The sequence below is a fragment of the Pseudomonas sp. NFACC16-2 genome (assembly GCF_900119205.1).
Classification (GTDB): Bacteria; Pseudomonadota; Gammaproteobacteria; order Pseudomonadales; family Pseudomonadaceae; genus Aquipseudomonas; species Aquipseudomonas fluorescens_Q.
Map to the genome: position 1 here is coordinate 20,224 of NZ_FPIX01000045.1, position 26,147 is coordinate 46,370.

Sequence of the window (26,147 nt, forward strand, 5' to 3'; positions counted from 1 at the left end):
CGTAGAATCGGCCTTTAGCACGGGTATTTGGCGACCTGCTTCAGAAGCCGGGGGCGTGTGCAGGGACCGGGCCTTGCGTTCTTGCCGCGATACTCGGCAAGGGCTGCAGCGCTCCCTTAGTACCGCCAGGGCCCGCGCTCCAGCTTCTCTCAAAGTGTTTGAGCCTAGTTGATTTTCGCCTGTCTTGAAGGCGGTGCAACCGCGCGCGACAAATGAGCCTGACTCATGGATGACTGCTTCGATGGATAAGAAGTACCGCAGAGCCGTTGACGCCGCCGCGATTTTTTCCGAAACCGATCTGAGCGGGCGCATCACCTACGTCAACGATCAATTTTGCAGCCTTTTTGGTTACCGGCGCGATGAGTTGCTGGGGGTGAACCATCGCCTGCTCAATTCCGGCCAGCACCCCGGCGAATTCTTCGGCGCCATGTGGCGCACCATTGCCCTGGGCCAGGTCTGGAAAGGGGAAATCTGCAACCGGGCCAAGGACGGTACGCTGCACTGGGTCGATACCACCCTGGTGCCAGTGATCGATGACGATACAGGACAAGTCGAACGCTACCTGGCGATTCGCTTCGATGTCAGCGAAAAGCGTCGCCTGCTGCATTCCCTGCAATGGCGGGTTGGTCACGATGTGCTGACCGGGTTGCCCAATCGCACTTATCTGTCCGATCTGCTGGACCAGGCCCTGGAGTTTTCTCGTGCGGAAAACTTGCCCCTGGCGGTGTGCATGCTCGACCTCGATGGCTTCAAGGCGGTCAATGACGGCTACGGCCACGCCAGTGGCGATCGGCTGCTGGTGGAGGTCGCCAGGCGCCTGCGCAGTATCGTGCGGGGCGAGGATGTGGTGGCGCGGCTGGGTGGGGACGAGTTCGTGCTGGTGCTGCGCCATGTGCGTGGGATGGATGAGTTGCATGCCGCGTTGAACCGGGTGTTGATCGCTGTTTCCATGCCATATGGCATTGACGGGAAGGACATCAAGGTCTTCGCCAGCATTGGCGTCACATTGTTTCCTTGGGATAACGAAGACGCCGAGACCTTGTTGCGTCACGCCGACCAGGCGATGTACGTGGCCAAGCAAAGCGGTCGCAATCGTTTCCATTTGTTCGATGTGTCCCGGGACAAGGAGGTGCGAGCCACTTACCAGACCGTCGAGCGGGTCCGCCAGGCGCTGGCTGGCAATGAGTTGCGACTGCATTTCCAGCCCAAGGTCAACATGCGTCACGGCACCGTGGTCGGCCTGGAGGCGCTGCTGCGCTGGAAGCATCCGCAACGTGGCCTGGTGCCGCCTCGGGAGTTCCTGCCGCTGGTGGAAGAGACCGACCTGATCGTCGAGATCGGCGAGTGGGTCATGGAGCAGGTATTGACCCAGTTGCAGCAATGGCTGCAAGCGGGGCAGGGTTGGCCGGTGAGCATCAATATCTCGGCGCGGCATTTCCAGCGAGCGGATTTTGTCGAGCGGCTGCGACAGGTGTTGGAGCGGCATCCGGCGGTACCGCCACGCCTGTTGGATCTGCAGATTGTCGAATCGGTCGCGGTGGAGAACCTTGCCCACGTCAGCGCTTGCCTCCAGGCCTGCCATGCCTTGGGCGTGGGTTTTTCGCTGGGTGGGTTCGGCACCGGCTACTGCTCGCTCAATGATCTCAAGCACCTGCGTACGCAAGCGATCAAGATCGACAAGACCTTTGTCCGCGACATTCTCCATGACCGCGACGACCTGGCACTGACCAAAGCGGTGATCGGCCTGGCTCGGGCGTTTGGCCGTGAGGTGGTCGCCGAAGGGCTGGACAGCCTTGAGCACGGCCAACTGCTGTTGAACCTGGGCTGTGAGGTGGCACAAGGTTATTTCATCGCACGGCCCATGCCGCCCGAACGGATACCCGGCTGGGTGCAGGGCTTCATCCCGCCGTCGCAATGGCAGCAGCGGCCAGGCGATCAGGGGGAGGGTGCCTCTCTCCTGGTCTGCGATGCGTCACTGCGGCCAGTGTAAAGCTGGACGATCGCGTCGATTTCCCCGGAGGTCTTCATGTTCAGCAAGGTTCTCAGGATGCGTTGCGCTGGAATGTTCGGATCGTTGCGCACGTAACAGCTCAACTGCTGTTCCTGAAGCACTGCCACGGCACGGAGTTGTCGATCCGCAGCATGGCGTTGATTGAACCAGTCCAGTGCCCATTGGTTGCTGACCGCATAGCTATAGCGGCCTGCCAGCAGTTTCGCCAGCACTTGCTCCTGGCTGCGAGCATCGTCTCGGTGCAGTTGGCCGCTGTTGAACAAGGGTTGCAAGGTCGGGTAGGTATAGCCGAGCACCGTGCCTATGGCCTGGTGCGCCAGCGTTGCCGGTGTTACTGCCGCAGGTGTGCTTGTCGTGGCGACGAGCAGGTCGCGCTGGAAAAACAATGGGATGCTCCACAGATAATCGCCGCCATCACTTACCCATTCAGGGCTGACATAGCAACGTACGTCGATCTCGCCGTGTTTCATGGCGCCGTCGAGCCGGGCGCGGGACAGGACGTGGAATTGCGCTGGCAGTCCCATCTGGGTCGCCAGGCTGGTCATTATATCGGGAAGGATGCCCTGGGTCGGGCGACCCCGTTCGATCTGCACCATGGGCATCGCCCAGCCGTCGGTAACGGCAAAACGCAAAGGTACTTCATCAGCAAGACAACCTGTCCCCAACAACAGCAAAGCCCCCATGGCTGAGCGCATAAACTCTCCTGACTGTGCAAAACCGCGTCGACAACCGAGTCCTTGATCCCATCTTAGTCAGATTAGACGAGCACACCGGATGCAATTTCGCCCCTGCTCCGCTAGCATTAGCCGCTTATGTTCCTTCGTTGCGACGGTTTTCGATGAGTTATCAGGTTCTTGCACGTAAATGGCGTCCGCGCTCGTTCCGCGAAATGGTCGGCCAGACCCATGTGCTCAAGGCTCTGATCAATGCCTTGGACAGCCAGCGGCTGCACCATGCCTACCTGTTCACGGGTACCCGTGGCGTGGGCAAGACCACCATCGCGCGGATCATCGCCAAGTGCCTGAACTGTGAAACCGGCATCACCTCCACGCCTTGCGGCGAGTGCTCGGTCTGCCGGGAAATCGACGAAGGCCGTTTCGTCGACCTGATCGAGATCGACGCCGCCAGCCGCACCAAGGTCGAAGACACCCGCGAGCTGCTCGACAACGTGCAGTACGCGCCGAGCCGTGGGCGCTTCAAGGTCTACCTGATCGACGAAGTGCACATGCTCTCCAGCCATTCCTTCAATGCGCTGCTCAAGACCCTTGAGGAGCCGCCGCCCTACGTCAAGTTCATCCTGGCGACCACCGACCCGCAGAAACTTCCTGCAACGATTTTGTCGCGGTGCCTGCAGTTCTCCCTCAAGAACATGACGCCGGAACGGGTCGTCGAGCACCTGACCCACGTACTGGGCGTCGAGAACGTGCCCTTCGAGGACGATGCGCTGTGGCTACTGGGTCGCGCGGCCGATGGTTCGATGCGCGACGCCATGAGCCTGACCGACCAGGCCATCGCTTTCGGTGAAGGCAAGGTCATGGCCGCCGATGTCCGGGCCATGCTCGGCACCCTCGACCACGGCCAGGTCTATGACGTTTTGCATGCGCTGATCGAAGGCGATGCCAAGGCGTTGCTCGAGGCGGTGCGTCACCTGGCCGAGCAGGGGCCGGACTGGAATGGCGTACTCTCGGAAATCCTCAACGTGCTGCACCGCGTCGCCATTGCCCAGGCCCTGCCCGAGGGCGTCGACAACGGCCACGGCGACCGTGATCGGGTACTGGCCCTGGCCCAGGCGTTGCCGGCCGAAGACGTGCAGTTCTACTATCAGATGGGCCTGATCGGTCGTCGCGACCTGCCCCTGGCCCCCGATCCGCGCGGCGGCTTCGAAATGGTCCTGCTGCGGATGCTGGCGTTCCGGCCAGCCGACACGGTGGATGCCCCGAGGCAAGCGCTAAAGCCAGTGGGGATCAGCCAGGCCACAGCTGATTCCGCCAAGCCAGTGGCTGCCGCGCCCGTCGTTGCGCCGGCAGTGGCTTCGGCTCCGGTAGCGTCGGCGCCTGTGGCACCCCCGACCCCGACACCCGTTGTCGCGGCCCCTGAGCCAGAACCTGAACCGATCGTCGAGGCGCTGCCTGAACCGGTCGCCGAAGCCGTTGTCGATCTGCCCTGGAACGATCCGATCGAACCCGAGGTTGTCCAGCAACCTGCCGTGGAGCCGGTCCTGGAGACCATCGCCGAGCAGCCCGAGTTGCCGCCGATGCCGTTGCCGACGCCCGACAGCGTGGTGCCCGATGCGCCTGAGTGGGTCGCCGCGCCGGTGCCCGAACCGACAGTGGCCGACGTCGATGTCGCCACGCCAGGCATCGATCAGGACGACGAACCGCCGCTGGACGAGGATTACATCGAGCCAGACCTGGATTCGGCCTACAGCTACCTGGACGACCTGGCCAGCGAGCACGCCGCTGAGCCGGCCCCGGAGCCCGAGCCGGAACCCGCGGCGATGCCAGCCACCGGGCTGGCCCTGCAATGGCTGGAGCTGTTCCCTAAACTGCCGATCAGCGGCATGACCGGCAGCATCGCCGCCAACTGCACGCTGATGGCCGTGGAAGGCGACCACTGGCTGCTGCACCTGGACCCGGCCCACAGCGCGCTGTTCAACGCGACCCAGCAGCGTCGCCTCAACGATGCGCTGAACCAGTATCACCAGCGCACCCTGACGCTGACCATCGAGTTGATCAAGCCCGAGCAGGAGACCCCGGCCCAGGCCGCGTCCCGGCGCCGTGCCGACCGTCAGCGCGAGGCCGAGGAGTCGATCCACGGTGATCCATTCATCCAGCAGATGATGCAACAGTTCGGCGCTGTGGTCCGTCACGATACTATCGAACCTGTCGAGGCCCCGGTCACCCAGGGCTCATAACTGAAGGCACCGGGCCGAACGGGCCGGGTGCGTTGTTTATCCAAGTACTTTCGAGGTGATTCCCATGATGAAAGGTGGCATGGCCGGCCTGATGAAGCAGGCGCAGCAGATGCAGGAAAAAATGGCCAAGATGCAGGAAGAGCTGGCCAACGCCGAAGTCACCGGCAAGTCCGGCGGCGACATGGTGACCGTGGTCATGACCGGTCGCCACGACATCAAGCGCGTCAGCATCGACCCAAGCGTGGTCGAAGGCCTGAGCGAAGACGACAAGGAAATGCTCGAAGCCCTGTTCGCCGCCGCCGTCAATGACGCGGTGCGCAAGATCGAAGCCAACAGCCAGGACAAGATGTCTGGCATGACGGCCGGCATGCAACTGCCGCCGGGCATGAAACTGCCGTTCTGATTCGCCATCCCGGTCGGGATGGGCTACACACAATGCCAGGCATCGCGCCTGGCATTTTTGTTTCTGGTCCAGACACTTCGGTGGATGTCAGGCCGCTATCGCGAGCAAGCTCGCTCCGGGTGGCGTTCCGACGATGCGGTCACTGCGGTCCAGCCGAACAAACATCGAACGCCGCCCCTTCGGCAATGGTCTGCTCCCTATACGTGCCACTCAACGATCAAGGAGACGCTTCCATGTCACAAGCATCGACCTCCAACCAGCGCATCGTCCTTGCCTCCCGCCCCCACGGCGCCCCGACCGCGGAGAATTTCCGCCTGGAGCACGTGACGCTGCCGGAGCTGGCGCAAGGGCAGATCCTGCTCAAGACGCAGTTCCTGTCGCTGGACCCTTACATGCGCGGGCGAATGAGTGACGCACCTTCCTACGCTGCTCCGGTAAAAATCGACGAGGTGATGACCGGTGGCGCCGTCAGCCGCGTGGAGCGCTCGATGCACCCGAAATTCCAGGAGGGTGATCTGGTGGTGGGGGCCACCGGTTGGCAGAGCCACAGCATCAGCGACGGGCGCAACGTGATGCCCATCCCTTCGGGGCTTGCGAGCCCGTCGATGGCCCTGGGTGTGCTGGGCATGCCGGGCATGACCGCTTACATGGGGCTGATGGACATCGGCCAACCCAAGGCCGGGGAGACCCTGGTGGTCGCGGCGGCCTCGGGTGCGGTGGGCTCGGTGGTCGGCCAGGTGGCGAAGATCAAGGGCCTGCGCGTCGTCGGCGTCGCGGGTGGCCGCGAGAAATGCAAGTACGTGGTCGACGAGCTGGGGTTTGACGCCTGTGTCGATCACAAGAGCGCACGTTTTGCCGAGGAGCTGGCGCAGGCTTGCGACAAGGGCATCGACATCTATTACGAAAACGTCGGTGGCAAGGTTTTCGATGCCGTCGTGCCGCTGCTCAACGCCAAGGCGCGGATCCCGCTCTGTGGCCTGATCGCGTCCTACAACGATCATCAAGCGCCGAGCGGCCCGGATCGCTTGCCGCAATTGCAGCGCACGTTGCTTAACAAGCGTGTGCGGATCCAGGGGTTTATCGTGTTTGATGACTACGGTGACCGTCAGCCGGAGTTCATCAGCGCCATGGTCCCTTGGGTGCGCGATGGCAAGGTCAAGTTCCGTGAGGACGTGGTCGATGGCCTGGAAAATGCGCCACAGGCGTTTATCGGCCTGTTGGAAGGGCGCAACTTCGGCAAGTTGGTGGTGCGGGTCGCGCAGGATTGAGTATTTGACGCTAATCAGAGGCGCGGGTATAAACCGCGTCTCGTTGTTATGTCGGACATTTCCTCCATGAGCTTCAGCCCTTTGATTCGCCAACTGATCGATGCCCTGCGAACGTTGCCGGGTGTAGGTCAGAAAACTGCCCAGCGCATGGCGTTGCAATTGCTCGAGCGTGATCGCAGCGGCGGTTCGCGCCTGGCCCAGGCCCTGAGCCAGGCCATGGAAGGCGTAGGGCATTGCCGTTTGTGCCGCACCCTCACCGAAGACGATCTCTGTCCACAATGTGCCGATCCGCGTCGGGACGACAGCCTGCTTTGCGTGGTGGAAGGGCCGATGGATGTGTATGCGGTGGAGCAGACCGGTTTTCGTGGCCGTTATTTCGTGCTCAAGGGCCATTTGTCACCGCTCGACGGCTTGGGGCCTGAAGCCATCGGCATTCCACAGTTGATCGCGCGCATCGAAGAAGCGGGTACGTTCACGGAAGTCATTCTTGCTACGAACCCGACGGTCGAAGGCGAAGCCACCGCCCATTACATTGCCCAACTGCTCAACAACAAAGGCTTGATCGCCTCGCGCATCGCCCACGGCGTGCCGCTGGGTGGGGAGCTTGAGTTGGTGGATGGCGGGACGCTCGCGCATTCGTTTGCCGGGCGCAAGCCGATCGCGTTGTAGCCGCTACACGGTACCTGTGGGAGCGAGCTTGCTCGCGATAGCGGTGGATCAGTCAATATCCATGCGACTGATAAATCGCCATCGAGCAAGCTCGCTCCCACAGGTTCGATTGTTGCCTGCCAATTACCTTTCGCTGAGCGAGAACTGCGTCAGGCAGAACGTGGGAATCCCCATGTCTTCCAGGCGTTGGGAACCGAGCAGCTCCGGCAGGTCGATGATCGCCGCGGCTTCGTGGACCTTGGCGCCCATACGGCGGATCAGGTTGGCAGCGGCGATCAGCGTGCCGCCAGTGGCGATCAGGTCATCGAACATCACCACCGAATCACCCTCGCACAAGCTATCGGCGTGCACTTCAAGGAAGGCTTCGCCGTATTCGGTCTGGTAACCCTCGGCCAGCACATCGGCCGGCAGCTTGCCTTGCTTGCGGAACAAGATCAGCGGCTTGTTCAACTGATAGGCCAGGATCGAGCCAATCAGGAAACCCCGCGCATCCATCGCGCCGATATGAGTGAACTCGGCCTCGACGTACCGGTGGGCGAAACTGTCCATGACCAGGCGCAGGGCGGTCGGGGATTGGAAGAGTGGGGTAATGTCGCGAAAGATCACGCCGGGCTTGGGGAAATCGATCACGGGGCGGATCAGGGATTTGATATCGAAGGAGTCGAAGACCATCGTGGAGGTGTCCTGGCTGAGCTGCAAACGCGGCAGTATAGCGCGGCTGGGAACATCCCCCAGCCGCGCGTGGCCATCAACCTTCGATCGAACCGCCGGCCAGGGCGCAGAGCTGGATCGGGTCTAGAATGTGAATTTCCTTGCCCTCGGCGGCAATCAACTCGTTCTGTTGGAAGCGGGTGAATACCCTGGAGACGGTTTCCACCGCCAGGCCCAGGTAATTGCCGATTTCATTGCGCGACATGCTCAGGCGGAACTGGTTGGCCGAGAACCCACGGGCGCGGAAGCGTGCCGAGAGGTTGACCAGGAATGTGGCGATACGCTCGTCGGCGGTTTTTTTCGAAAGCAACAGCATCATTTGCTGATCGTCACGGATTTCCCGGCTCATGACCCGCATCAACTGGCGGCGCAGTTGCGGCAGCTGTATGGCCAGCTCGTCCAGGCGATCGAAGGGGATTTCGCACACCGAGGTGGTTTCCAACGCCTGGGCCGAGACCGGGTGGGACTCGGTGTCCATGCCGGACAGGCCCACCAGTTCGCTGGGTAGGTGGAAGCCGGTGAGCTGTTCTTCGCCGCCATCGCTCAGGTTGAAGGTCTTCAAGGCGCCCGAGCGCACGGCGTAGACAGAGTCGAAGGCGTCGCCCTGGCGAAACAGGAACTCGCCTTTTTTCAACGGTCGGCCCCGTTTGACGATGTCGTCCAGCGCGTCCATGTCCTCAAGGTTCAGCGAAAGCGGCAGGCAGAGGGGGGCCAGGCTGCAATCCTTGCAATGGGCCTGGTTGTGGGCGCGCAGTTTGACTGGCTCGGACATTTCTTAAATCCTTGTGGGAAATCACGCATAAGGCGTAAGGGTACTCCAGAGATGGCACTCCGGCCAGTGCGGTTTCGTCGTCAAATTGTCGCGCTCAAATAACGCGGGAGAAACGCTGTCGGTTGTGCTGGTCCAAGTAGGCATCGAACACCATGCACACGGACCGAACCAGCAGGCGCCCGGCGGGCAGTACCCGGATGTGGGTGTCATCCAGCTCGATCAGCCCATCCGCGGCCATGGCCCGCAATTGCGGCCATTGCGGGGCGAAATAACCGCGAAAATCGATGTTGAAGGTTTGCTCGATCTCGGCGAAGGGCAGGTGGAAATGGCAGATCAATTGCTGGATCACCGCGCGCCGCAGCCGGTCGTCAGCGTTGCAGATCAGCCCGCGACTGGTCGCCAGTTGCCCGTCGGCGAGGGTGTTCTGGTAATGGCTCAGATCACTGCTGTTCTGGCAGTACAAATCGCCGATCTGGCTGATGGCTGACACGCCAAGGCCGATCAGGTCGCAATGGCCATGGGTGGTGTAGCCCTGGAAGTTGCGCTGCAACGTAGCCTCTTCCTGAGCGATTGCCAGTTCGTCGTCGGGCAGGGCGAAGTGGTCCATGCCGACATAGCGGTAGCCGGCGGCGGTCAGTTGTTCGATGGTGCCTTGCAGCATTGCCAGTTTCTGCTCCGGGGGCGGCAAGTCCTGGCTGTTGATGCGCCGCTGGGGCATGAAGCGTTCCGGCAGGTGGGCGTAGTTGAACACCGAGAGCCGGTCCGGTTGCAGGTGGATGACTTCCTGGACCGTGCGGGCGAAGTTTTCCGGGGTCTGCTTGGGCAGTCCATAAATCAGGTCAATGTTGATCGAACGGAACTGCAAGGTCCGGGCGGCTTCGACCACTGCGCGGGTTTCCTCGAGACTTTGCAGGCGATTGACGGCCCGCTGCACCGCTGGATCAAGGTCTTGCAGGCCGATACTGACCCGGTTGAAACCCAGTTCGCGCAACAGGCCCATGGTCGACCAGTCGGCTTCCCTGGGGTCGATTTCGATGCCGTAGTCACCGGAATCGTCGTCCAGCAGGTTCAGGTGCAGGCGCAGCTTGGCCATCAGTTGGCGCAGTTCGTCGTGGCTGAGGAATGTCGGGGTACCGCCGCCAAAGTGCAACTGTTCCACGCGCTGGGTGGGGTTCAGGTGACAGCCGATCAGTTGGATTTCCTGCTCCAGGCGTTGCAGGTAGGCGTGGGCCCGACCGCGGTCCTTGGTGATGACTTTGTTGCAGGCGCAGTAGTAGCAAATGTTCGCGCAGAACGGTATGTGCACGTACAGCGACAACGGTCGCAGGGCCTTGCGGCTGTCGCGCAGGGCGTGGAGCAGGTCGAAGGTGCCCACCTGGCTGCCGAACTGCGCTGCAGTGGGGTACGAGGTGTAGCGTGGTCCCGCCAGGTCGTAACGGCGGATAAGATTTGAGTCCCAACAAATGGTGTCGAGCATGCGGGCATTCCCGGATAGACTGGCATGGGGCGAGTCTAGGGGCGCGAGGGGGTGGCCGTTTTGATTTGCGTCAACGGGGCATTGGGAGTTGTCGATGCTCGCGATTGAGGGCGACTTGGTCAATGGCCCATGAGCCAATGTTGATGCGGCCCCGGCAGTGTCCATACCCCGAAAATAATCACCAACAAGCCACCGGCCATGCGCACGCTGCGTTTGCGCAGCAGGGCGGTGATGCGTTCGGCGGCCAGGCCCGTGGCGAGCAGCACAGGCCAGGTGCCCAGGCCGAAGGCGAGCATGAGCAACGCGCTGTCCAGCGCATTGCCCTGGCTGGCGGACCACAACAGGGTGCTGTAGACCAGTCCACATGGTAGCCAGCCCCATAGCGCGCCGAGCAGCAAGGCCCGGGGCAGGCTCGACACTGGTAGCAAACGGTTGGCGACGGGCTGGATATGCCGCCACAAGCCACGGCCAATGCTTTCGATGCGGGTCAGGCCGCTCCACCAACCCGCCAGGTACAGGCCCATGGCGATCAACAGCAAACCGGCCAGTACCCGCATGATCATCGCCGCCGGGCTATTGGCCACGGCCCAGCCGGCCAGGCCGATCAACAAGCCGGCGGTGGCGTAGCTCAGGATCCGCCCCAGGTTGTACGCCAGCAGCAGCCGGAACCGCCGACTGCGCTGTTCCTTGGGAATCGCCAGGGTCAGGGCGCCCATCAGGCCGCCGCACATGCCCAGGCAATGCCCGCCACCGAGCAGGCCAAGGATGACCGCCGAGACGAGTAATGGCGCCAGATCAAGCATGGGGCGGGGCCTTGTCGTCCGGTTCACGGGCCTCGCCACTGGCTTCATCCACGGCCGCCTTGTGGTTCGGGTCCTGATCGTCGAACAGGATGCTGTGGGCCGGGCCGTCAAGGTCGTCGTATTGGCCGCTGTCCACGGCCCAGAAGAAAATGTACACGGCGATGGCCACGATCAGCAGTGCGGCCGGGATCATCACGTAGAGAGCTGGCATGTCGGAACTCCATGCCCGCGCGGCTCAGGCCGGCAGCGGGCGGGTATCGGGCGTGGTGTCGAAAACCTGCGTCTTGGGCTGACGTGTCAGCCTCAGCGCATTCAACACGACGATCAACGAACTGATGGACATGCCGACCGCCGCCCACACCGGCGTAATCCATCCGAGGGCGGCGAACGGCAACATGAGGCCATTGTACAGCCCGGCCCACACCAGGTTCTCGATGATCACACGGCGGGTGCGTCGGGCCAGGCTGAAGGCGTGGATCAGGGCGTCGAGGCGGTTGGACAGCAGCACCGCGTCGGCGCTGGTCTTGGCCAGGTCGGTGGCCGAGCCCATGGCGACACTGATGTCCGCCGCCGCCAGCACGGGCACGTCGTTCACGCCATCGCCGAGCATCAGCACCTTGCGGCCCTGCTGATGCAGTTGCTGCAACACGGCCAGTTTGTCGTCCGGGCGCAGCCCGCCGCGAGCCTCATCGATGCCCAGCTCGGCGGCGACGCTGGCAACCATGGGCGAACTGTCACCCGACAACAGCAGCGTCCGCCAGCCCCGTGCCTTGCAGGCCGCCAGCAGTGCCGGGGCATCGACGCGCAAGCGGTCATCGAGGACGAACCAGGCCAGGGGCCCGATCTCATCGCCCAGCAACAGCCATTGCCCGGGTTCGTCCGGCATTTGTGGTACGGCGGCGCCACTCAGTTCGCAGACGAAACCGGGCTGGCCGATGCGCAGGCGCTGTTCGGTCACCAAACCTTCCAGCCCCAGCCCCGGGGTGCTTTGCACCTGTTCGGCGGCCAATGGCGCGCGGCCGAAGGCGCGGGCGATAGGGTGTTCGGAGCGGTTTTCCAGGGCGGCGGCCAAGCCCAGGCATTGAACACTGTCGAGGGCCGCCAATGGCCGAATGGCGCGCAACGCCAGGCGGCCTTCGGTGAGGGTGCCGGTCTTGTCGAAAATCACCGTGTCGATCTGGTTCAGGCCTTCCAGCACATGACCGCGCGTCAGCAGCAGACCGAGCTTGTGCAGGGTGCCGGTGGCGGCGGTGAGGGCGGTCGGCGTGGCGAGGGACAACGCGCAAGGGCAGGTGGCGACCAGCATCGCCAGGACGATCCAGAACGCGCGCGAAGCGTCCAGTTGCCACCACACCAGCCCGATGACGGCAGCGGCGATCAAGGAGAACAGCAAGAACCATTGGGCCGCGCGGTCGGCGATTTCCGCCAGCCGTGGCTTCTCGGCCTGGGCCCGCTCCAGCAGCCGCACGATGGCCGACAATCGGGTGTCCTGCCCGAGGGCCAGCACCTGGACCGTCAAGGCTCCTTCGACGTTCAGCGTGCCGGCGGTGACCGCGTCGCCCACCTGGCGAGGTTGTGGCAGGTATTCACCGGTCAGCAACGACTCGTCGATGCTGGACTGGCCATCCAGGATCCTGCCATCGGCCGGCAGCACCGCGCCTGGATGCACCAATACCCGGTCGCCGGTGCGCAACTCGCTGAGCAGGATGCGTTCGCTCTGGCCGTTGTCTTCCAGGCGCAGGCACGAGGCCGGCAACAGATTGACCAGTTGGGCGGTGGCGGCAGCGGTACGCTCCCGGGCCCGGCGTTCCAGGTAACGGCCGGCCAACAGGAAGAGGGCAAACATGCCTACGGCGTCGAAGTACAACTCGCCGACCCCGGTGATTGACGTCCAGATCCCGGCAACGTAGGCACTGCCGATGGCCAGGGACACGGAAACGTCCATGGTCAGGTGGCGGGTGCGCAGGTCGCGCATGGCGCCTTTGAAGAACGGCGCGCAGCTATAGAAGACAATGGGCGTGGTGAGGAACAGGGCAACCCAGCGCAGGATGGTGTGCATCTCCGGGCCCAGGTCGATGTTGAATTCCGGCCAGGTGGCCATGGTTGCCATCATCGCCTGGAACCACAACAGACCGGCCACACCCAATTGGCGCAGGGCCAGGCGGTTTTGTGCGGCGAGTTGTTCACAGGCCTGGTCGGCCTGGTACGGGTGGGCGACATAGCCGATCTGGCGCAATTCGGCGAGCAGCGTGCTCAGCGGCAGTTGAGCGTCGGCCCAACGTACATGCAGGCGATGATTGGACAGATTCAACCGCGCCTCGGCCACGGCCGGCAGGCTGCGTAATTGCTTTTCGATCAACCAGCCGCAGGCGGCGCAACTGATGCCTTCCATCAACAGGGTGGTTTCGGCCAGTTCGCCTTCATGGCGCACGAATGATTGCTGCACGTCTGGGCGATCGTACAGTGTCAATTCATCGGTCAACTGGACGGGCAGGGATTCGGGGTTGGCCGACGCTTCGCTGCGATGCTGGTAATAACTTTCCAGGCCACCGGCGACAATGGCCTCGGCCACCGCCTGGCAACCCGGGCAACACAGCTCGCGGGTTTCACCGAGGACAACGGCGGTGAAGCGACTGCCAGGGGGGACGGGCAGGGCGCAGTGGTAGCAGGGCTGTGGAGTGGTCATTGCGTTTTCACAGAACGTTGTCCAATGATCGTTCCCATGCTCGGCGTGGGAACGCATCCTGTGACGCTCCGCGTCACGCTTGCGAGGGGACGCGGAGCGTCCCGGGCTGCGTTCCCACGCGGAGCATGGGAACAATCAGAACCACAGGAAAGCGGCTTACTTCTTCAGGTCTTCAGCGCCTTGCAGCGGTTCATCGCCGAGCAGGAGGTCCTGGCCGTGATTGATCTGCTCTTCTTCGAACAGGCGCCAGGTCTTGTCGTTCTCCACCCCCAGCAATTCGACAAAGCGCCGGCCTTCGATCTTGTCCGCCAACTGACCGACGTAGCGCCCTGGTTCACTGTCGTTGCGGGTCAGGACGATCTTGCGGTCCTTCTCCGGTTGGGTCGGCGAGATCAGGCTCAGTTCCAGGGTCTGGGGACGGCTGTTGCCGTTCAGGCGCAGGTTCACTTCACCGGTGAGTTCGTCCAGTTGCACGTTGGCACGCAGTTGCAGGGTCTGGGCCAGCAATTCGCGCTCCAGCGAGCGGTTGATGCCCTTGCCGGCTTCATAATAATTGTCGTTGACCAGGTTGTCCGGGTTCTTCACCGCAATGGTCACCATCGTCAGGCTCAGTGTCACCGAACAGGTCAGGATCGCGATGATGATCCACGGCCAGAGGTGCTTGTACCAAGGGCTGGTGGCGGTTGCTGCAGGCATGTTCAGTTCTCTCAACGAGTTTGTGGGCCGATGAACCGGCTCTTGGCTTCGACATGTACGCTTTCGTCATCGGCGTCCTTGAGGATGAAGGTCACCTCGTTGGTGCTCGATGGCAGCTGTTCCGGTGCGCTGGACAGCTCGACCGGCTGGCTGTAGATCTCGCCGGCCGCGACCTTGATTTCCCGACGGCCTTGCAACTTGAGGTCGGGCAGGCCGGCGGCTTCCAGGACGTACGTATGGTCGCGCTGGTCTTTGTTCATGATCTTCAGGCTGTAGACGTTCTCGATCCGGCCTTCGGCGTTTTCGCGGTAGAGCACGCGGTCCTTGCTGACGTCGAAACCCACCAGCGAGCGCATGAAGAACGCCGCCGCCAACAGGCTCATCATGGTCAGCAGCACCAGGGCATAACCGATCAGGCGCGGGCGCAGTTTATGGGTTTTCTGTCCTGAAAGGTTGTGTTCGGTGGTGTAGCTGATCAGGCCGCGTGGATAATCCATTTTGTCCATGATGTTGTCGCAGGCATCGATGCAGGCCGCGCAGCCGATGCACTCGATCTGCAGGCCGTCGCGGATGTCGATGCCGGTAGGGCAGACCTGCACGCACATGGTGCAGTCGATGCAATCCCCCAGGCCCAGGGCTTTGTAGTCAACGCCCTTCTTGCGCGGGCCACGGCTTTCGCCACGACGCGGGTCGTAGGAAACGATCAAGGTGTCCTTGTCGAACATCACGCTCTGGAAGCGTGCGTACGGGCACATGTAGATACACACTTGCTCACGCAGCCAGCCAGCGTTGCCGTAGGTGGCGAGGGTGAAGAAGCCCACCCAGAAATACGACCAGCCATCGGCCTGGCCGGTAAAGAACTCGAACACCAGTTCGCGGATAGGCGTGAAGTAACCGACAAAGGTCATGCCGGTGACGAAGCCGATCAGCAGCCACAGGCTGTGCTTGGCGAGCTTGCGCAGGAATTTGTTGGCGCCCATGGGGGCCTTGTCGAGCTTGATGCGCTGGTTGCGGTCGCCTTCGGTGACTTTTTCGCACCACATGAAGATCCAGGTCCACACGCTCTGTGGGCAGGTGTAGCCACACCACACGCGTCCTGCATAGACCGTGATGAAAAACAGGCCAAAGGCGGCAATGATCAACATCCCGGACAGCAGGATGAAATCCTGGGGCCAGAAGGTGGCGCCGAAAATAAAAAATTTGCGCTCCGGCAGGTTCCACCAGACGGCCTGATGCCCACCCCAGTTCAGCCAGACCGTACCGAAATACAGCAGGAACAATAGCGCGCCGCCAGCCATTCGCAGGTTGCGGAACAGGCCAGTGAAGGCGCGGGTGTAGATTTTTTCCCGAGAGGCATACAGGTCGACGCTTTTGTTCGCGTCCTTGGCAGGCGGGGTGACGTCATGTACCGGAATCTGGTTACTCATCAAATGCATCCCACGGCAGTGGAAAAGTGCCGTGGCCAGTACGTGCCGACCACGGTCAGAAAGGGTGTTGCGGTGGCGCAATGATACGCCTGTAGGTCTAGCCCAAGGGTGCGACCTTTGGTCGCGTTGGGTGCTGGGAGTTAATGGTGTAGCGAATGTAACAAGGCATGATCCAGATCAATTGACTTGTCGAGTATAGCTGTCTAGCCGAAGCAGATGACGCCGATGAGCATTCGATCGGCGTCGCCTTGAGTCTTATCGAACGTCGATGGTGTGGCTGGCGACAGGGTTGCGCCAGTCGTTGTCGGCAATGACATTGACGGTCAGTTGTTTTCTGTCGTCGGCGATCTTTACATACAACCAGGTCTTGCGCGCGGCCGAGCCGCTCATGAACAGCGGCACATCGCCGTAGATATAGTTGGACGGGTAATGCCCGTGCTTCTTGTCCGCGCTGTAGGAAAACACGGCGGTGACGCCGTAATCATCAATCAACTTTTTGAAACGATGGATTTCCGTCTCCCTGACGGGCCAGTGGAACGCCTGGTGCAAGTTCAGCAGAATGATTTTTCCCTGTGAGCGTGCTTTTTGCAGATCACGTTCCAGCCAGTCGAGGGACGAGGTAATTTCATAGGCTGTGGTGTTGAAAATGGCATGGGTGGAAAAATTTGCTGAATAGGCCGGCTGGTTGTGCAACTGAACCAGATGTACGTCGCCAAAATCCTTGGAATAGGCGAGGCTTCCGTACCAGGTTTTCGTCAGGCCAGAAGCTCTGGCCGAAAGGTCCATGTTCGGGACTTTTCCCCAGTATCGCGCTTTGAGGTCATCGACACTTCCTGCGGAGCAACTGGCGCAACTTTCGACATTGAAGTCGTAGTCATGGTTACCCAGGCCGTAGTCGTAAAGATTGTTCAGTTTGTTCTGCAGGACTGTCTTGATATAGCTGCGCTCACTGGAGTGGCCTGATTGGGTCAGGTTGCCGTTGATCATGACCGGGACGGCAGCAGGCCCACCCGACTGCCCACGGAACGCGGCAATGCTGGCGTACTGGGCCTCGATCAGCCATCGGGACCGCGACTCTGTGTCGCTGGCTGGCTCTGCCTCGCCGTTTTCGGATCTTTCACTGGAGGGGTACTTCGGGCTTGCAGCGAATACGATGTGGTCGGGGGGTGTATCAGCAGCAAATGAATGGGTGACCGCTACGCAGCAGCAAAATAGTAAGGCTGATAAAAGCCTCAGATGGATTGGGTTCTTCATCGAAATCCTTTTCTATGAAAATAGTGAGTGGTTCTTGTGTTACTGGGCGGGACTTTATCGAGGCGTACATGCGGGCGCCAGAAAGTGCCGCGGTTATATTGATAATGTTTATTTCGATGAAGTGGTTGGGAAGAGCAAAGCCTCGTCGCCATCAGCGTAACAGTCCAACTCCGTGGAACCGCTCTTCGCCATGGTCTTTCAAAAGCGCTGTTGAAAAACAGATCGTGCCAGCGGCTCACGCTGTGGGATGTACTAGCTTGACCACGGATCAAGCAACGCCACGCCGCGGCCTTGGAAATCAGTCACATTGCGGGTCACGACGGTCAGTCCATGAACCAACGCGGTGGCAGCAATCAGTGCATCGCATTCATTGCTGCGATCCGGAACGTGCAAGCGAGCGCAGCGTAGCGCGACGGCGCGGTCGACCGCCAGGATTCTTCCGGCGAATGCGGGCATGACGTGGTTATCCAGCCACGCGCGCAGGCGGCTGCCTTGGGCCGGGTCTTTGCGTTCGAAGCGCAACACGCCCGTTTCCAGTTCCAATACGGTAATCGCCGAGAGGTAAAGGCTGGGGGCGGGCACGCTACGCGCCCAAGCCAGTACGTTTTTATCGGCCTGAGGCTTACGCAGTTCCGAGATGACGTTAGTGTCGAGCAGGTACATCAGGACAGGTCCACCGGTCGAGGAGAGATGACGGCACGTTCGGTATCGAAATCGATATCCGGCGCGTCGGGCATGACCAGCAACTCGACAATGCTGGTGCCGATGCCGGTCAGTTTCTGGTACTCCTCAATGCTTAGCAGCACATGGGCCGGCTTGCCACGATCGGTGATGATGACCGGCCCCTGGCGGGTGGCTTTTTTGGCACCACTTGTGTCGTGGTTGAATTCGCGGCTGGAAATGGTGGTGATGGACATGGCGGCGTCCTCGAGAAAACTGAATGTAGGCACGTTACTACCGTCGCTGATTGCGGGCAAGATAAAACCATTGCCCTGTCGCACCGGCAAACAAAAAGGCCCCGTCAACCTGGGTTGACGGGGCCTTGGGGGCATCAGGCGCTGACTTTACTGGGCGTCAGCCGCAGGAGCCTTTTCGCCATGAGACAGGCTGTAGACGTAGGCGGCCAGCAAGTGGACCTTGTCGTTGCCTTGCAGGTCGGCCTGGGCAGGCATCTGGCCCTGGCGACCGTAGCGGATGGTCTGCTGCAGTTGAGCGAAGCTCGAACCGTAGATGAACGCCGCAGGGTGCGTCAGGTCAGGTGCGCCCATGGCGGGCGTGCCTTTGCCGGCTGGGCCGTGGCAGGCCACGCAGTTGGCCGCGAACAGTTTCTGGCCGTTGGCCGGATCGGCCTTGGCGCCTTCCGGCAGTTTACGGCCGTGCAGGCTGGTCACCAGGTAGGAAGCCACGTCAGCGACACCTTGCTCGCCGACCACCGCAGCCCAGCCCGGCATCACGGCGTGACGACCGCCCATGATGGTGGTCTTGATGGTTTCCGGCTCACCGCCCCAGCGCCAGTCGGCGTCGGTCAGGTTGGGGAAGCCATAGGCACCCTTGGCGTCGGAACCGTGGCAAACCGAGCAGTTGGAGGCGAACAGGCGGCCACCCATCTTCAGGGCTTGCGGGTCCTTGGCGACTTCTTCGATCGGCATGGAGGCGAACTTGGCGAAGATCGGACCGAACTTGGCGTCCGAGCGAGCCATTTCCTTTTCCCACTCGTGAACGCCTGTCCAGCCGGTCTGGCCGTTGGCGAAGGCGGTCTGCTTTTCGGTGTCCAGGTAGTTGTAGCCTGGCAGCAGGCCTTTCCAGTTGCCCAGGCCTGGGTAGAGCACCAGGTAACCGAGGGCGAACACGATGGTGCCCACGAACAGCATGAACCACCATTTCGGCAGTGGGTTGTCGTACTCCTCGATCCCGTCGAACGAGTGGCCGACGGTCTCGTCCGTCTGCTCGGCGCGCTGGCCCTTGCGGGTCGACAGCAGCAGCCAGGTCAGGGAGAAGATCGTTCCCAGGCTGAGGACTGTGACGTACAGACTCCAGAATGTAGTCATTCTTTGTTACTCCTAGAAGCTTGCTCGACGTGCTTGATGGCTTCGGGATCATCCGCGAACGGCAGCAAGGTCGCGTCGTCAAACTCCGACTTGCGCTTGGGGCTGAACACCCACAGGGCCAGACCGATGAAGGCCACCATCACGACGACGGTGCCCAGGCCGCGAATCATCCCGATATCCATAAAGAATCACCGTTTGCTTTTGATGATGGTGCCCAGGCCTTGCAGATAGGCCACCAGCGCGTCCATTTCAGTCTTGCCCTTGACGGCATCCTTGGCACCGGCGATGTCTTCGTCGGTGTAAGGCACGCCCAGGGTGCGCAGGACTTCCATTTTCTTGGCGGTGTCTTTGCCGTCGAGCTTGTTTTCTACGAGGAACGGGTAGGCCGGCATTTTCGACTCAGGCACCACGTTGCGCGGGTTATACAAGTGCGCACGGTGCCAGTCGTCGGAGTAGCGGCCGCCAACGCGGGCCAGGTCCGGACCGGTACGCTTGGAACCCCACAGGAATGGGTGGTCCCAGACGCTTTCACCGGCGACCGAATAGTGGCCATAGCGTTCGGTTTCGGCGCGGAACGGACGAATCATCTGCGAGTGGCAGCCGACACAACCGTTGGCGATATAGATGTCACGGCCTTCCAGTTCAAGGGCGGTACGTGGCTTCATGCCTTCGACCGGCTTGTTGGTCACGTCCTGGAAGAACAGCGGAACGATCTGGGTCAAGCCGCCGATGCTCACGGCGATGACCATGAAGAAGGCCAGCAGGCCGATATTCTTCTCTACTGCTTCGTGCTTCATCAGTGAGCTCCAACTACGGCGATCTTGGCGGCGGCTTCAGCTTCAGCCGGGTCAGAGGCACGAACGGTGCGGTACACGTTGTAGGCCATGAACAGCATGCCGCTGGCGAAGAACGCGCCGCCCAGGGCTCGAACGATATAGCCCGGGTGGCTGGCTTGCAGGGCTTCGACGAACGAGTAGGTCAGAGTGCCGTCGTCGTTGATTGCACGCCACATCAGGCCTTGGGTGATGCCGTTGACCCACATCGAGGCGATGTAGAGCACGGTACCGATGGTCGCGAGCCAGAAGTGCGCGTTGATCAGGCCGGTGCTATGCATCTGCGCACGACCGAACAGTTTCGGGATCATGTGGTAGATGGCGCCGATGGAAATCATCGCCACCCAGCCGAGCGCACCAGCGTGCACGTGGCCGATGGTCCAGTCGGTGTAGTGGCTCAGGGAGTTGACGGTCTTGATGGCCATCATCGGGCCTTCGAAGGTCGACATGCCGTAGAACGCCAACGACACCACCAAAAAGCGCAGGATCGGGTCGGTGCGCAGCTTATGCCAGGCGCCCGACAGGGTCATCATGCCGTTGATCATGCCGCCCCAGCTTGGCGCCAGAAGGATGATCGACATCGCCATGCCCAGGGACTGCGCCCAGTCTGGCAGCGCGGTGTAGTGCAGGTGGTGCGGACCGGCCCAGATGTACAGGGTGATCAGCGCCCAGAAGTGCACGATGGACAGGCGATAGGAATAGATCGGACGCTCGGCCTGTTTCGGCACGAAGTAGTACATCATTCCCAGGAAACCGGTGGTCAGGAAGAAGCCCACGGCGTTGTGGCCGTACCACCACTGGATCATCGCATCGGTCGCGCCCGAGTAGGCCGAGTACGACTTGAAGAAGCTGACCGGCAGGGAAGCGTGGTTGACGATGTGCAGCATGGCGGTCACGACGATGAAGGCACCGTAGAACCAGTTACCGACGTAGATGTGCTTGGTCTTGCGCTTGACGATGGTGCCGAAGAACACCAGACCGTAGGTCACCCAGACGATGGCCAGCAGGATAGCCAGGGGCCATTCCAGCTCAGCGTATTCCTTGGTGGTGGTGTAACCCAGTGGCAAGGTCACGATCGCACCGACGATGACCGCTTGCCAGCCCCAGAAGGTGAAGGCGGCGAGGCTGTCGGAGATCAGTCGCGTTTGGCAGGTTCGCTGCACGACGTAGTAAGAAGTGGCAAACAATGCACAACCACCGAAGGCGAAGATCACCAGGTTGGTGTGCAGCGGGCGCAGGCGTCCAAATGTCGTCCATGGCAGATCGAAGTTCAACTCCGGCCAGACCAGTTGCGAGGCGATGAAGACACCGAGCCCCATGCCAAGGATCCCCCAGACCACCGTCATGATGGCGAACTGGCGGACTACCTTATAGTTATAAGCAGTCGGACTGATTGCTGTGCTCATTCTAAGGTTCCACGGTTTGGGTGTTTTATTAGGATAAAAATCGGTCGCAAGTATGGAGAAAGCGGGGGGTCATTGCAACGCGCCATGACCTGGGTCAATGCTTTCCAAAGCTGATTCTGCGGCCTTTCCATGTTCCGTGTAGGGACAAAATTGACCCTCGGCAAAATGTCGCAACGAAGGAAAGAGGCGAGGGGGTCGGGTCGGTTGTAACGGGGTGTGTTCAAACACAGCGTTCGGGTGATGCCAGGCAACTGTCGCAACAGCCGGTATTCACCTGCCTTTGCGGCCTTTTTGATGAACGATTGTCGAACGCATCGGGTCGGGTCGACCTGAAACCGGCAGTCGCCAGCGCACGCAAAGGCAAGCTTAGACCCGATTCCGGGGAACCGAAAGAAAGACTATGGGAGGGTGCGACAATGCGTCGCGCAGGGACACGGAGCAGCCGCATCCAGACGGATACGGCTGTTCACGCGGTCAAGATTTATTCGCTTTTGTGTTCGGCTTGCAGGCGCTCGGCACCGGCGGTGTGGGACAGGCTGTAGACGTAGGCGGCCAGCAGTTGCACCTTGTCATTGCCCAACAACTCACTCTGCGCTGGCATGTGGCCCTGGCGACCATGGCGAATGGTCTGTTGCAACTGGGCCAGGCTGGTGCCGTAGATGAAGCCGGCCGGTTGCGTCAGGTTTGGCGCGCCCATGGCTTCGGTGCCCTTGCCATTGGCGCCGTGGCAGGCGACACAGGTGGTGCTGAACACTTGCTGGCCGGCTTGCAGGTCGGCACCGCTGTCTGCCGGCAGCGGCAGACCGGCCAGGTCGTGGCGGACATAGGCGGCTACGTTCTTGACCCCGGCGTCCCCCAGTACTTCGCCCCAGGCGGGCATCGCCGCCATGCGACCGCCCATGATGGTGGCCTTGATGGTGTCGGCAGCACCGCCCCAACGCCAGTTGCTGTCGGCCAGGTTCGGGAAGCCAAAGGCACCCTTGGCGTCCGAGCCGTGGCAGACCGAGCAGTTGGAGGCGAACAGGCGGCCACCCATCTTCAAGGCCTGTGGGTCCTTGGCCACTTCCTCCACGGGCATGGCGGCGAATTTGGCGAAGATCGGTCCGAACTTGGCATCGGCCTTGGCCATCTCCTTTTCCCATTCATGGGCGCCGGTCCAGCCGTTCTCGTAGCCTGGCAGGATGCCTTTCCAGTTGCCCAGGCCCGGATAGAGGACCAGGTAGCCGACGGAAAACACCAGGGTGCCGGCGAACAACAGGAACCACCACTGCGGCAGCGGGTTGTCGTACTCCTCGATGCCGTCGAAGCTGTGGCCCATGGTCTGGTCGACGCTGCCCTTGGTTTCGCCCTTGCGGGTGCCGATCAGCAACCACGTCAGGCCGATGAGGCTGCCGATGGTCAGTACGCAGATCCACGTACTCCAGAAGGTGGTCATGGCCGGGTACTCCTTGTTGCAGGGGCTTGGGGGGTGGCGATGTCGGCAGTTGGCTCGTCGGCGAACGGCAGCAGGCGCGCTTCGGCGAACTCTGGACGACGTTTGCTGCTGAATACCCACAGGGTCAGGCCGATGAAGGCGATGAACACCACGACCGTGCCCAGGCCGCGGATCATTCCAGTACTCATTTCAAGAACCATGGCTCACCTCTTGCTCTTGATGGCAGTGCCGAGCACTTGCAGGTAGGCCACCAGGGCGTCCATTTCGGTCTTGCCCTTGAGCGAGGCCACGCTGGCGGTGATGTCGTCGTCGGTGTACGGCACGCCCAGGGTGCGCATGGCGCGCAGCTTGCCTTCGGTGTGGCTGCTGTCTACCGCTTGGGTCACCAGCCACGGGTAGGCCGGCATTTTCGACTCGGGCACGACGTTGCGCGGGTTGTACAAGTGGGCGCGGTGCCAATCATCGGAGTAGCGCGCGCCAACCCGGGCCAGGTCCGGCCCGGTACGCTTGGAACCCCACAGGAATGGGTGGTCCCAGACGCTTTCACCGGCCACCGAGTAGTGGCCGTAGCGCTCGGTCTCGGCGCGGAACGGACGGATCATCTGCGAGTGGCAGCCGACGCAGCCTTCACGAATGTAGATGTCACGGCCTTCCAGTTGCAGGGCGGTGTAGGGCTTCATGCCGTCTACCGGTTTATTGGTCACGTCCTGGAAGAACAGCGGCACGATCTGGGTCAGGCCGCCAATGCTCACGGCCAGGACCATCAGCAGCATCAGCAGGCCGACGTTTTTTTCGATTGTTTCGTGTTTCATGGTGGACTCCTCAGGCCATCTGCGCGGCAGCGGCGGCTTCGGCAGGCTGGTAGGCCCGCACGGTGCGCCAGGTGTTGTAGGCCATCAGCAGCATGCCGAGGAGGAAGATCGACCCGCCCGCCAGCCGCACGACGAAGCCTGGGTGACTGGCCACCAGGGTTTCGACGAAGGAGTAGGTGAGCGTGCCGTCCTCGTTCACCGCACGCCACATCAGGCCCTGGGCGATGCCGTTGACCCACATCGAGGCGATGTAGAGCACGGTGCCGATGGTCGCGAGCCAGAAGTGCGCGTTGATCAGGCCGATGCTGTGCATCTGTGGCCGGCCGAAGACTTTCGGGATCATGTGGTACAGCGCGCCGATGGAAATCATTGCCACCCAGCCGAGTGCGCCGGCATGGACGTGGCCGATGGTCCAGTCGGTGTAGTGGGAGAGGGCGTTGACGGTCTTGATCGCCATCATCGGACCTTCGAAGGTCGACATGCCGTAGAACGCCAGGGAAACCACCAGGAACCGCAGGATCGGGTCGCTGCGCAACTTATGCCAGGCGCCCGACAGGGTCATCATGCCGTTGATCATGCCACCCCAGCTTGGCGCCAGCAGAATCAGCGACATCACCATGCCCAGGGACTGTGCCCAGTCCGGCAGCGCGGTGTAGTGCAAGTGGTGAGGGCCGGCCCAGATGTACAGGGTGATCAGGGCCCAGAAGTGCACGATGGACAAGCGATAGGAATACACCGGGCGCTCGGCCTGCTTCGGCACGAAGTAGTACATCATCCCCAGGAAGCCTGCGGTGAGGAAGAAGCCTACGGCGTTGTGGCCGTACCACCATTGCACCATCGCGTCCGTGGCCCCGGCGTAGACCGAGTAGGACTTGGTGAGGCTCACCGGCAGTTCCAGGTTGTTGACGATGTGCAGGATCGCCACGGTCAGGATGAACCCGCCGAAGAACCAGTTACCAACGTAGATGTGCTTGGTGTTGCGCTTGGCCACGGTGCCGAAGAACACAATCGCGTAGGCAACCCAGACGATGGTGATCAGAATGTCGATCGGCCATTCCAGTTCGGCGTACTCCTTGGAACTGGTGTAGCCCAGTGGCAGGCTGATGGCCGCCAGCAGGATCACCAGTTGCCAGCCCCAGAAGCAGAACGCGGCGATTTTCGGCGCAAACAGCTGAGTCTGGCAGGTGCGCTGCACCGAATAGAACGAACTGGCGAACAACGCACAGCCACCGAAGGCGAAGATCACCGCGTTGGTGTGCAGCGGGCGCAGGCGGCCGAAGCTGGTCCAGGGCAAATCGAAGTTGAGCTGTGGCCAGACCAATTGGGCGGCGAGAAAAACCCCGAGCCCCATGCCGACGATGCCCCACACCACCGTCATAATGGCGAATTGGCGGACCACCTTGTAGTTGTAGGCGGTACTGATAGAAGTGTTCATGGTTCCCCATCCACGGTTCAGCCGAAGTGAGCGCCTGCGCAAGGCAGTGCGGCGTTCTTCGCCTGGAGTTATAGGCAGACTAAAAGCGAGATCAGCATGGACAAACAGCACAAGGCCAGTATTGACGGGGATCAATGGGCGCAGTGTGTGGCCGAACACGGTTGGCTATGGACGGCGGCGCGGCCGGGTGCCCGTGCCGAGGCGCCGACCCTGATCCTGGCCCACGGCGCCGGTGCACCGATGGACAGCGGATTCATGGAGGAAATGGCTGCGGGCCTTGCCGCGCATGGGGTCAACGTGCTGCGCTTCGAGTTTCCCTACATGGCCCAACGACGTTTGGATGGGGGCAAGCGCCCACCCAATCCGGCACCGAAGCTACTGGAATGCTGGCGACAGGTGTACGCCACGGTGCGGCCTTATGTCGCTGGGCGGTTGGCCATTGGCGGTAAGTCCATGGGCGGGCGCATGGCGAGTTTGCTGGCCGATGAATTGGGCGCCGACGCGCTGGTGTGCCTGGGGTATCCCTTCTATGCGGTGGGCAAGCCGCAGAAACCGCGGGTCGAACACCTGGTGGCGTTGAAGACCCCCACCTTGATCGTCCAGGGCGAGCGCGATGCGTTGGGCAATCGGGAGGCGGTGCAGGGGTATGAATTGTCACCGGGCATCGAGGTGATGTGGTTGGTGGCGGGGGATCATGACCTGAAACCGCTGAAGGCTTCGGGGTTTAGCCATGAGCAACATCTGGAGGCGGCGGCGGGCAAGGTGGCGGCGTTTCTTCTTCAGGATTGATAGTGCCTGTCCCGGCCTCTTTGCGAGCAAGCTCGCGATAGCGGTCTGCCAGGATCGAGTAGGAGGCGGCCTCACGGCCGCCGTCCTCTCACACCACCGTACGTACGGTTCCGTATACGGCGGTTCCTGCCTACTGATAAACAGCTTCAGCGAGCTTGGTTCCGTTGATGTGTCGCCTGTGGTATCTAAGCGCCCAGACCGGCCCTCGGAGCTTCCGGCTCCTACCTCCTGATGGTCTCGACCCCCGCTGCGCGGAGTTTCTGCTTTACGCTCCAACAGAGATCACACCCGACTGTCC

Annotated in this window: 26 protein-coding genes; 6 read left to right on the forward strand and 20 right to left on the reverse strand. The window is 61.6% G+C overall.

The window, feature by feature from the left end; genetic code table 11:
- Positions 1-241 precede the first annotated feature (241 nt).
- Positions 242-1,990, forward strand: coding sequence for a putative bifunctional diguanylate cyclase/phosphodiesterase (locus tag BT116_RS25470; RefSeq protein WP_072348124.1), 1,749 nt, complete (start codon positions 242-244; stop codon positions 1,988-1,990).
- Here the strand turns inward: BT116_RS25470 and BT116_RS25475 are convergent.
- The gene (locus tag BT116_RS25475; protein WP_072348126.1) at positions 1,936-2,706 is read right to left on the reverse strand and encodes a substrate-binding periplasmic protein; all 771 of its coding nucleotides are present in this window, start codon (positions 2,704-2,706) and stop codon (positions 1,936-1,938) included. The genes BT116_RS25470 and BT116_RS25475 overlap by 55 nt on opposite strands.
- 143 nt (positions 2,707-2,849) lie before the next feature.
- Between BT116_RS25475 and dnaX the strand changes: the two genes are divergently transcribed.
- The 4 genes from dnaX (at position 2,850) to recR (ending at position 7,265) form a co-directional block, all read left to right on the forward strand.
- A complete protein-coding gene (dnaX, locus tag BT116_RS25480; RefSeq protein ID WP_072348128.1) occupies positions 2,850-4,925 on the forward strand; it encodes a DNA polymerase III subunit gamma/tau in 2,076 nt (691 codons plus the stop codon).
- Between the two features lie 64 nt (positions 4,926-4,989).
- On the forward strand, positions 4,990-5,328 hold the full coding sequence (locus BT116_RS25485) for a YbaB/EbfC family nucleoid-associated protein (RefSeq protein ID WP_003183512.1): 339 nt from the start codon (positions 4,990-4,992) through the stop codon (positions 5,326-5,328).
- A 233-nt stretch (positions 5,329-5,561) separates the two neighbouring features.
- Positions 5,562-6,596, forward strand: coding sequence for an NADP-dependent oxidoreductase (locus BT116_RS25490; RefSeq protein ID WP_072348130.1), 1,035 nt, complete (start codon positions 5,562-5,564; stop codon positions 6,594-6,596).
- Between the two features lie 66 nt (positions 6,597-6,662).
- On the forward strand, positions 6,663-7,265 hold the full coding sequence (gene recR / locus BT116_RS25495) for a recombination mediator RecR (RefSeq protein ID WP_003199585.1): 603 nt from the start codon (positions 6,663-6,665) through the stop codon (positions 7,263-7,265).
- 123 nt (positions 7,266-7,388) lie between these two features.
- On the opposite strand, the gene BT116_RS25500 is transcribed toward recR, so the two are convergent.
- From BT116_RS25500 to ccoN (BT116_RS25590), 19 genes are all read right to left on the reverse strand, one after another.
- A complete protein-coding gene (locus BT116_RS25500) occupies positions 7,389-7,937 on the reverse strand; it encodes an adenine phosphoribosyltransferase (protein WP_063322214.1) in 549 nt (182 codons plus the stop codon).
- A gap of 76 nt (positions 7,938-8,013) precedes the next feature.
- On the reverse strand, positions 8,014-8,748 hold the full coding sequence (fnr, locus tag BT116_RS25505; protein ID WP_072348132.1) for a fumarate/nitrate reduction transcriptional regulator Fnr: 735 nt from the start codon (positions 8,746-8,748) through the stop codon (positions 8,014-8,016).
- Between the two features lie 94 nt (positions 8,749-8,842).
- Positions 8,843-10,225, reverse strand: a complete 1,383-nt coding sequence (gene hemN, locus BT116_RS25510; RefSeq protein ID WP_072348134.1) for an oxygen-independent coproporphyrinogen III oxidase — start codon at positions 10,223-10,225, stop codon at positions 8,843-8,845.
- A gap of 119 nt (positions 10,226-10,344) precedes the next feature.
- Entirely contained in the window at positions 10,345-11,028 is a 684-nt protein-coding gene (locus BT116_RS25515; protein ID WP_072348136.1) for a sulfite exporter TauE/SafE family protein, read from the reverse strand.
- Complete coding sequence (gene ccoS / locus BT116_RS25520) at positions 11,021-11,239, reverse strand: cbb3-type cytochrome oxidase assembly protein CcoS (RefSeq protein WP_072348138.1); 219 nt, start codon at positions 11,237-11,239, stop codon at positions 11,021-11,023. The genes BT116_RS25515 and ccoS overlap by 8 nt, the downstream gene beginning before the upstream one ends.
- A gap of 24 nt (positions 11,240-11,263) precedes the next feature.
- Positions 11,264-13,714, reverse strand: a complete 2,451-nt coding sequence (locus BT116_RS25525) for a heavy metal translocating P-type ATPase (protein WP_072348140.1) — start codon at positions 13,712-13,714, stop codon at positions 11,264-11,266.
- Between the two features lie 156 nt (positions 13,715-13,870).
- Positions 13,871-14,410 carry a FixH family protein gene (locus BT116_RS25530; RefSeq protein WP_072348142.1) on the reverse strand — a complete coding sequence of 180 codons (540 nt, stop codon included), beginning with the start codon at positions 14,408-14,410 and terminating at the stop codon, positions 13,871-13,873.
- Positions 14,411-14,421: 11 nt separating this feature from the next.
- Complete coding sequence (ccoG, locus tag BT116_RS25535) at positions 14,422-15,837, reverse strand: cytochrome c oxidase accessory protein CcoG (protein ID WP_003199601.1); 1,416 nt, start codon at positions 15,835-15,837, stop codon at positions 14,422-14,424.
- A gap of 255 nt (positions 15,838-16,092) precedes the next feature.
- A complete protein-coding gene (locus BT116_RS25540) occupies positions 16,093-17,091 on the reverse strand; it encodes a metallophosphoesterase family protein (RefSeq protein ID WP_072348144.1) in 999 nt (332 codons plus the stop codon).
- A gap of 252 nt (positions 17,092-17,343) precedes the next feature.
- On the reverse strand, positions 17,344-17,754 hold the full coding sequence (locus BT116_RS25545) for a type II toxin-antitoxin system VapC family toxin (RefSeq protein ID WP_072348146.1): 411 nt from the start codon (positions 17,752-17,754) through the stop codon (positions 17,344-17,346).
- The gene (locus BT116_RS25550) at positions 17,754-18,008 is read right to left on the reverse strand and encodes a type II toxin-antitoxin system Phd/YefM family antitoxin (RefSeq protein ID WP_072348148.1); all 255 of its coding nucleotides are present in this window, start codon (positions 18,006-18,008) and stop codon (positions 17,754-17,756) included. Before BT116_RS25550 ends, BT116_RS25545 begins: the two co-directional genes overlap by 1 nt.
- A gap of 147 nt (positions 18,009-18,155) precedes the next feature.
- Positions 18,156-19,139 carry a cytochrome-c oxidase, cbb3-type subunit III gene (gene ccoP, locus BT116_RS25555; RefSeq protein WP_003199603.1) on the reverse strand — a complete coding sequence of 328 codons (984 nt, stop codon included), beginning with the start codon at positions 19,137-19,139 and terminating at the stop codon, positions 18,156-18,158.
- Positions 19,136-19,321, reverse strand: a complete 186-nt coding sequence (locus BT116_RS25560; RefSeq protein ID WP_003183474.1) for a CcoQ/FixQ family Cbb3-type cytochrome c oxidase assembly chaperone — start codon at positions 19,319-19,321, stop codon at positions 19,136-19,138. Before BT116_RS25560 ends, ccoP (BT116_RS25555) begins: the two co-directional genes overlap by 4 nt.
- A 6-nt stretch (positions 19,322-19,327) precedes the next feature.
- A complete protein-coding gene (ccoO, locus tag BT116_RS25565) occupies positions 19,328-19,936 on the reverse strand; it encodes a cytochrome-c oxidase, cbb3-type subunit II (RefSeq protein WP_003199605.1) in 609 nt (202 codons plus the stop codon).
- Positions 19,936-21,378: a cytochrome-c oxidase, cbb3-type subunit I gene (ccoN, locus tag BT116_RS25570; RefSeq protein ID WP_003199607.1), complete on the reverse strand. Its 1,443-nt coding sequence runs from the start codon at positions 21,376-21,378 to the stop codon at positions 19,936-19,938. Before ccoN (BT116_RS25570) ends, ccoO (BT116_RS25565) begins: the two co-directional genes overlap by 1 nt.
- 481 nt (positions 21,379-21,859) lie before the next feature.
- Positions 21,860-22,813 (reverse strand): cytochrome-c oxidase, cbb3-type subunit III, encoded by a 954-nt coding sequence (gene ccoP / locus BT116_RS25575; protein ID WP_072348150.1) that lies wholly within the window; start codon positions 22,811-22,813, stop codon positions 21,860-21,862.
- Positions 22,810-23,013 carry a cbb3-type cytochrome oxidase subunit 3 gene (locus BT116_RS25580; protein ID WP_072348152.1) on the reverse strand — a complete coding sequence of 68 codons (204 nt, stop codon included), beginning with the start codon at positions 23,011-23,013 and terminating at the stop codon, positions 22,810-22,812. The genes ccoP (BT116_RS25575) and BT116_RS25580 overlap by 4 nt, the downstream gene beginning before the upstream one ends.
- A gap of 3 nt (positions 23,014-23,016) precedes the next feature.
- Positions 23,017-23,625, reverse strand: coding sequence for a cytochrome-c oxidase, cbb3-type subunit II (ccoO, locus tag BT116_RS25585; protein WP_063322200.1), 609 nt, complete (start codon positions 23,623-23,625; stop codon positions 23,017-23,019).
- A gap of 10 nt (positions 23,626-23,635) precedes the next feature.
- Positions 23,636-25,060 carry a cytochrome-c oxidase, cbb3-type subunit I gene (gene ccoN, locus BT116_RS25590; RefSeq protein WP_060738426.1) on the reverse strand — a complete coding sequence of 475 codons (1,425 nt, stop codon included), beginning with the start codon at positions 25,058-25,060 and terminating at the stop codon, positions 23,636-23,638.
- A 96-nt stretch (positions 25,061-25,156) separates the two neighbouring features.
- On the opposite strand from ccoN (BT116_RS25590), the gene BT116_RS25595 reads away from it, so the two are divergent.
- Positions 25,157-25,849 carry an alpha/beta family hydrolase gene (locus BT116_RS25595; RefSeq protein ID WP_072348154.1) on the forward strand — a complete coding sequence of 231 codons (693 nt, stop codon included), beginning with the start codon at positions 25,157-25,159 and terminating at the stop codon, positions 25,847-25,849.
- The last annotated feature ends 298 nt before the right edge of the window (positions 25,850-26,147 follow it).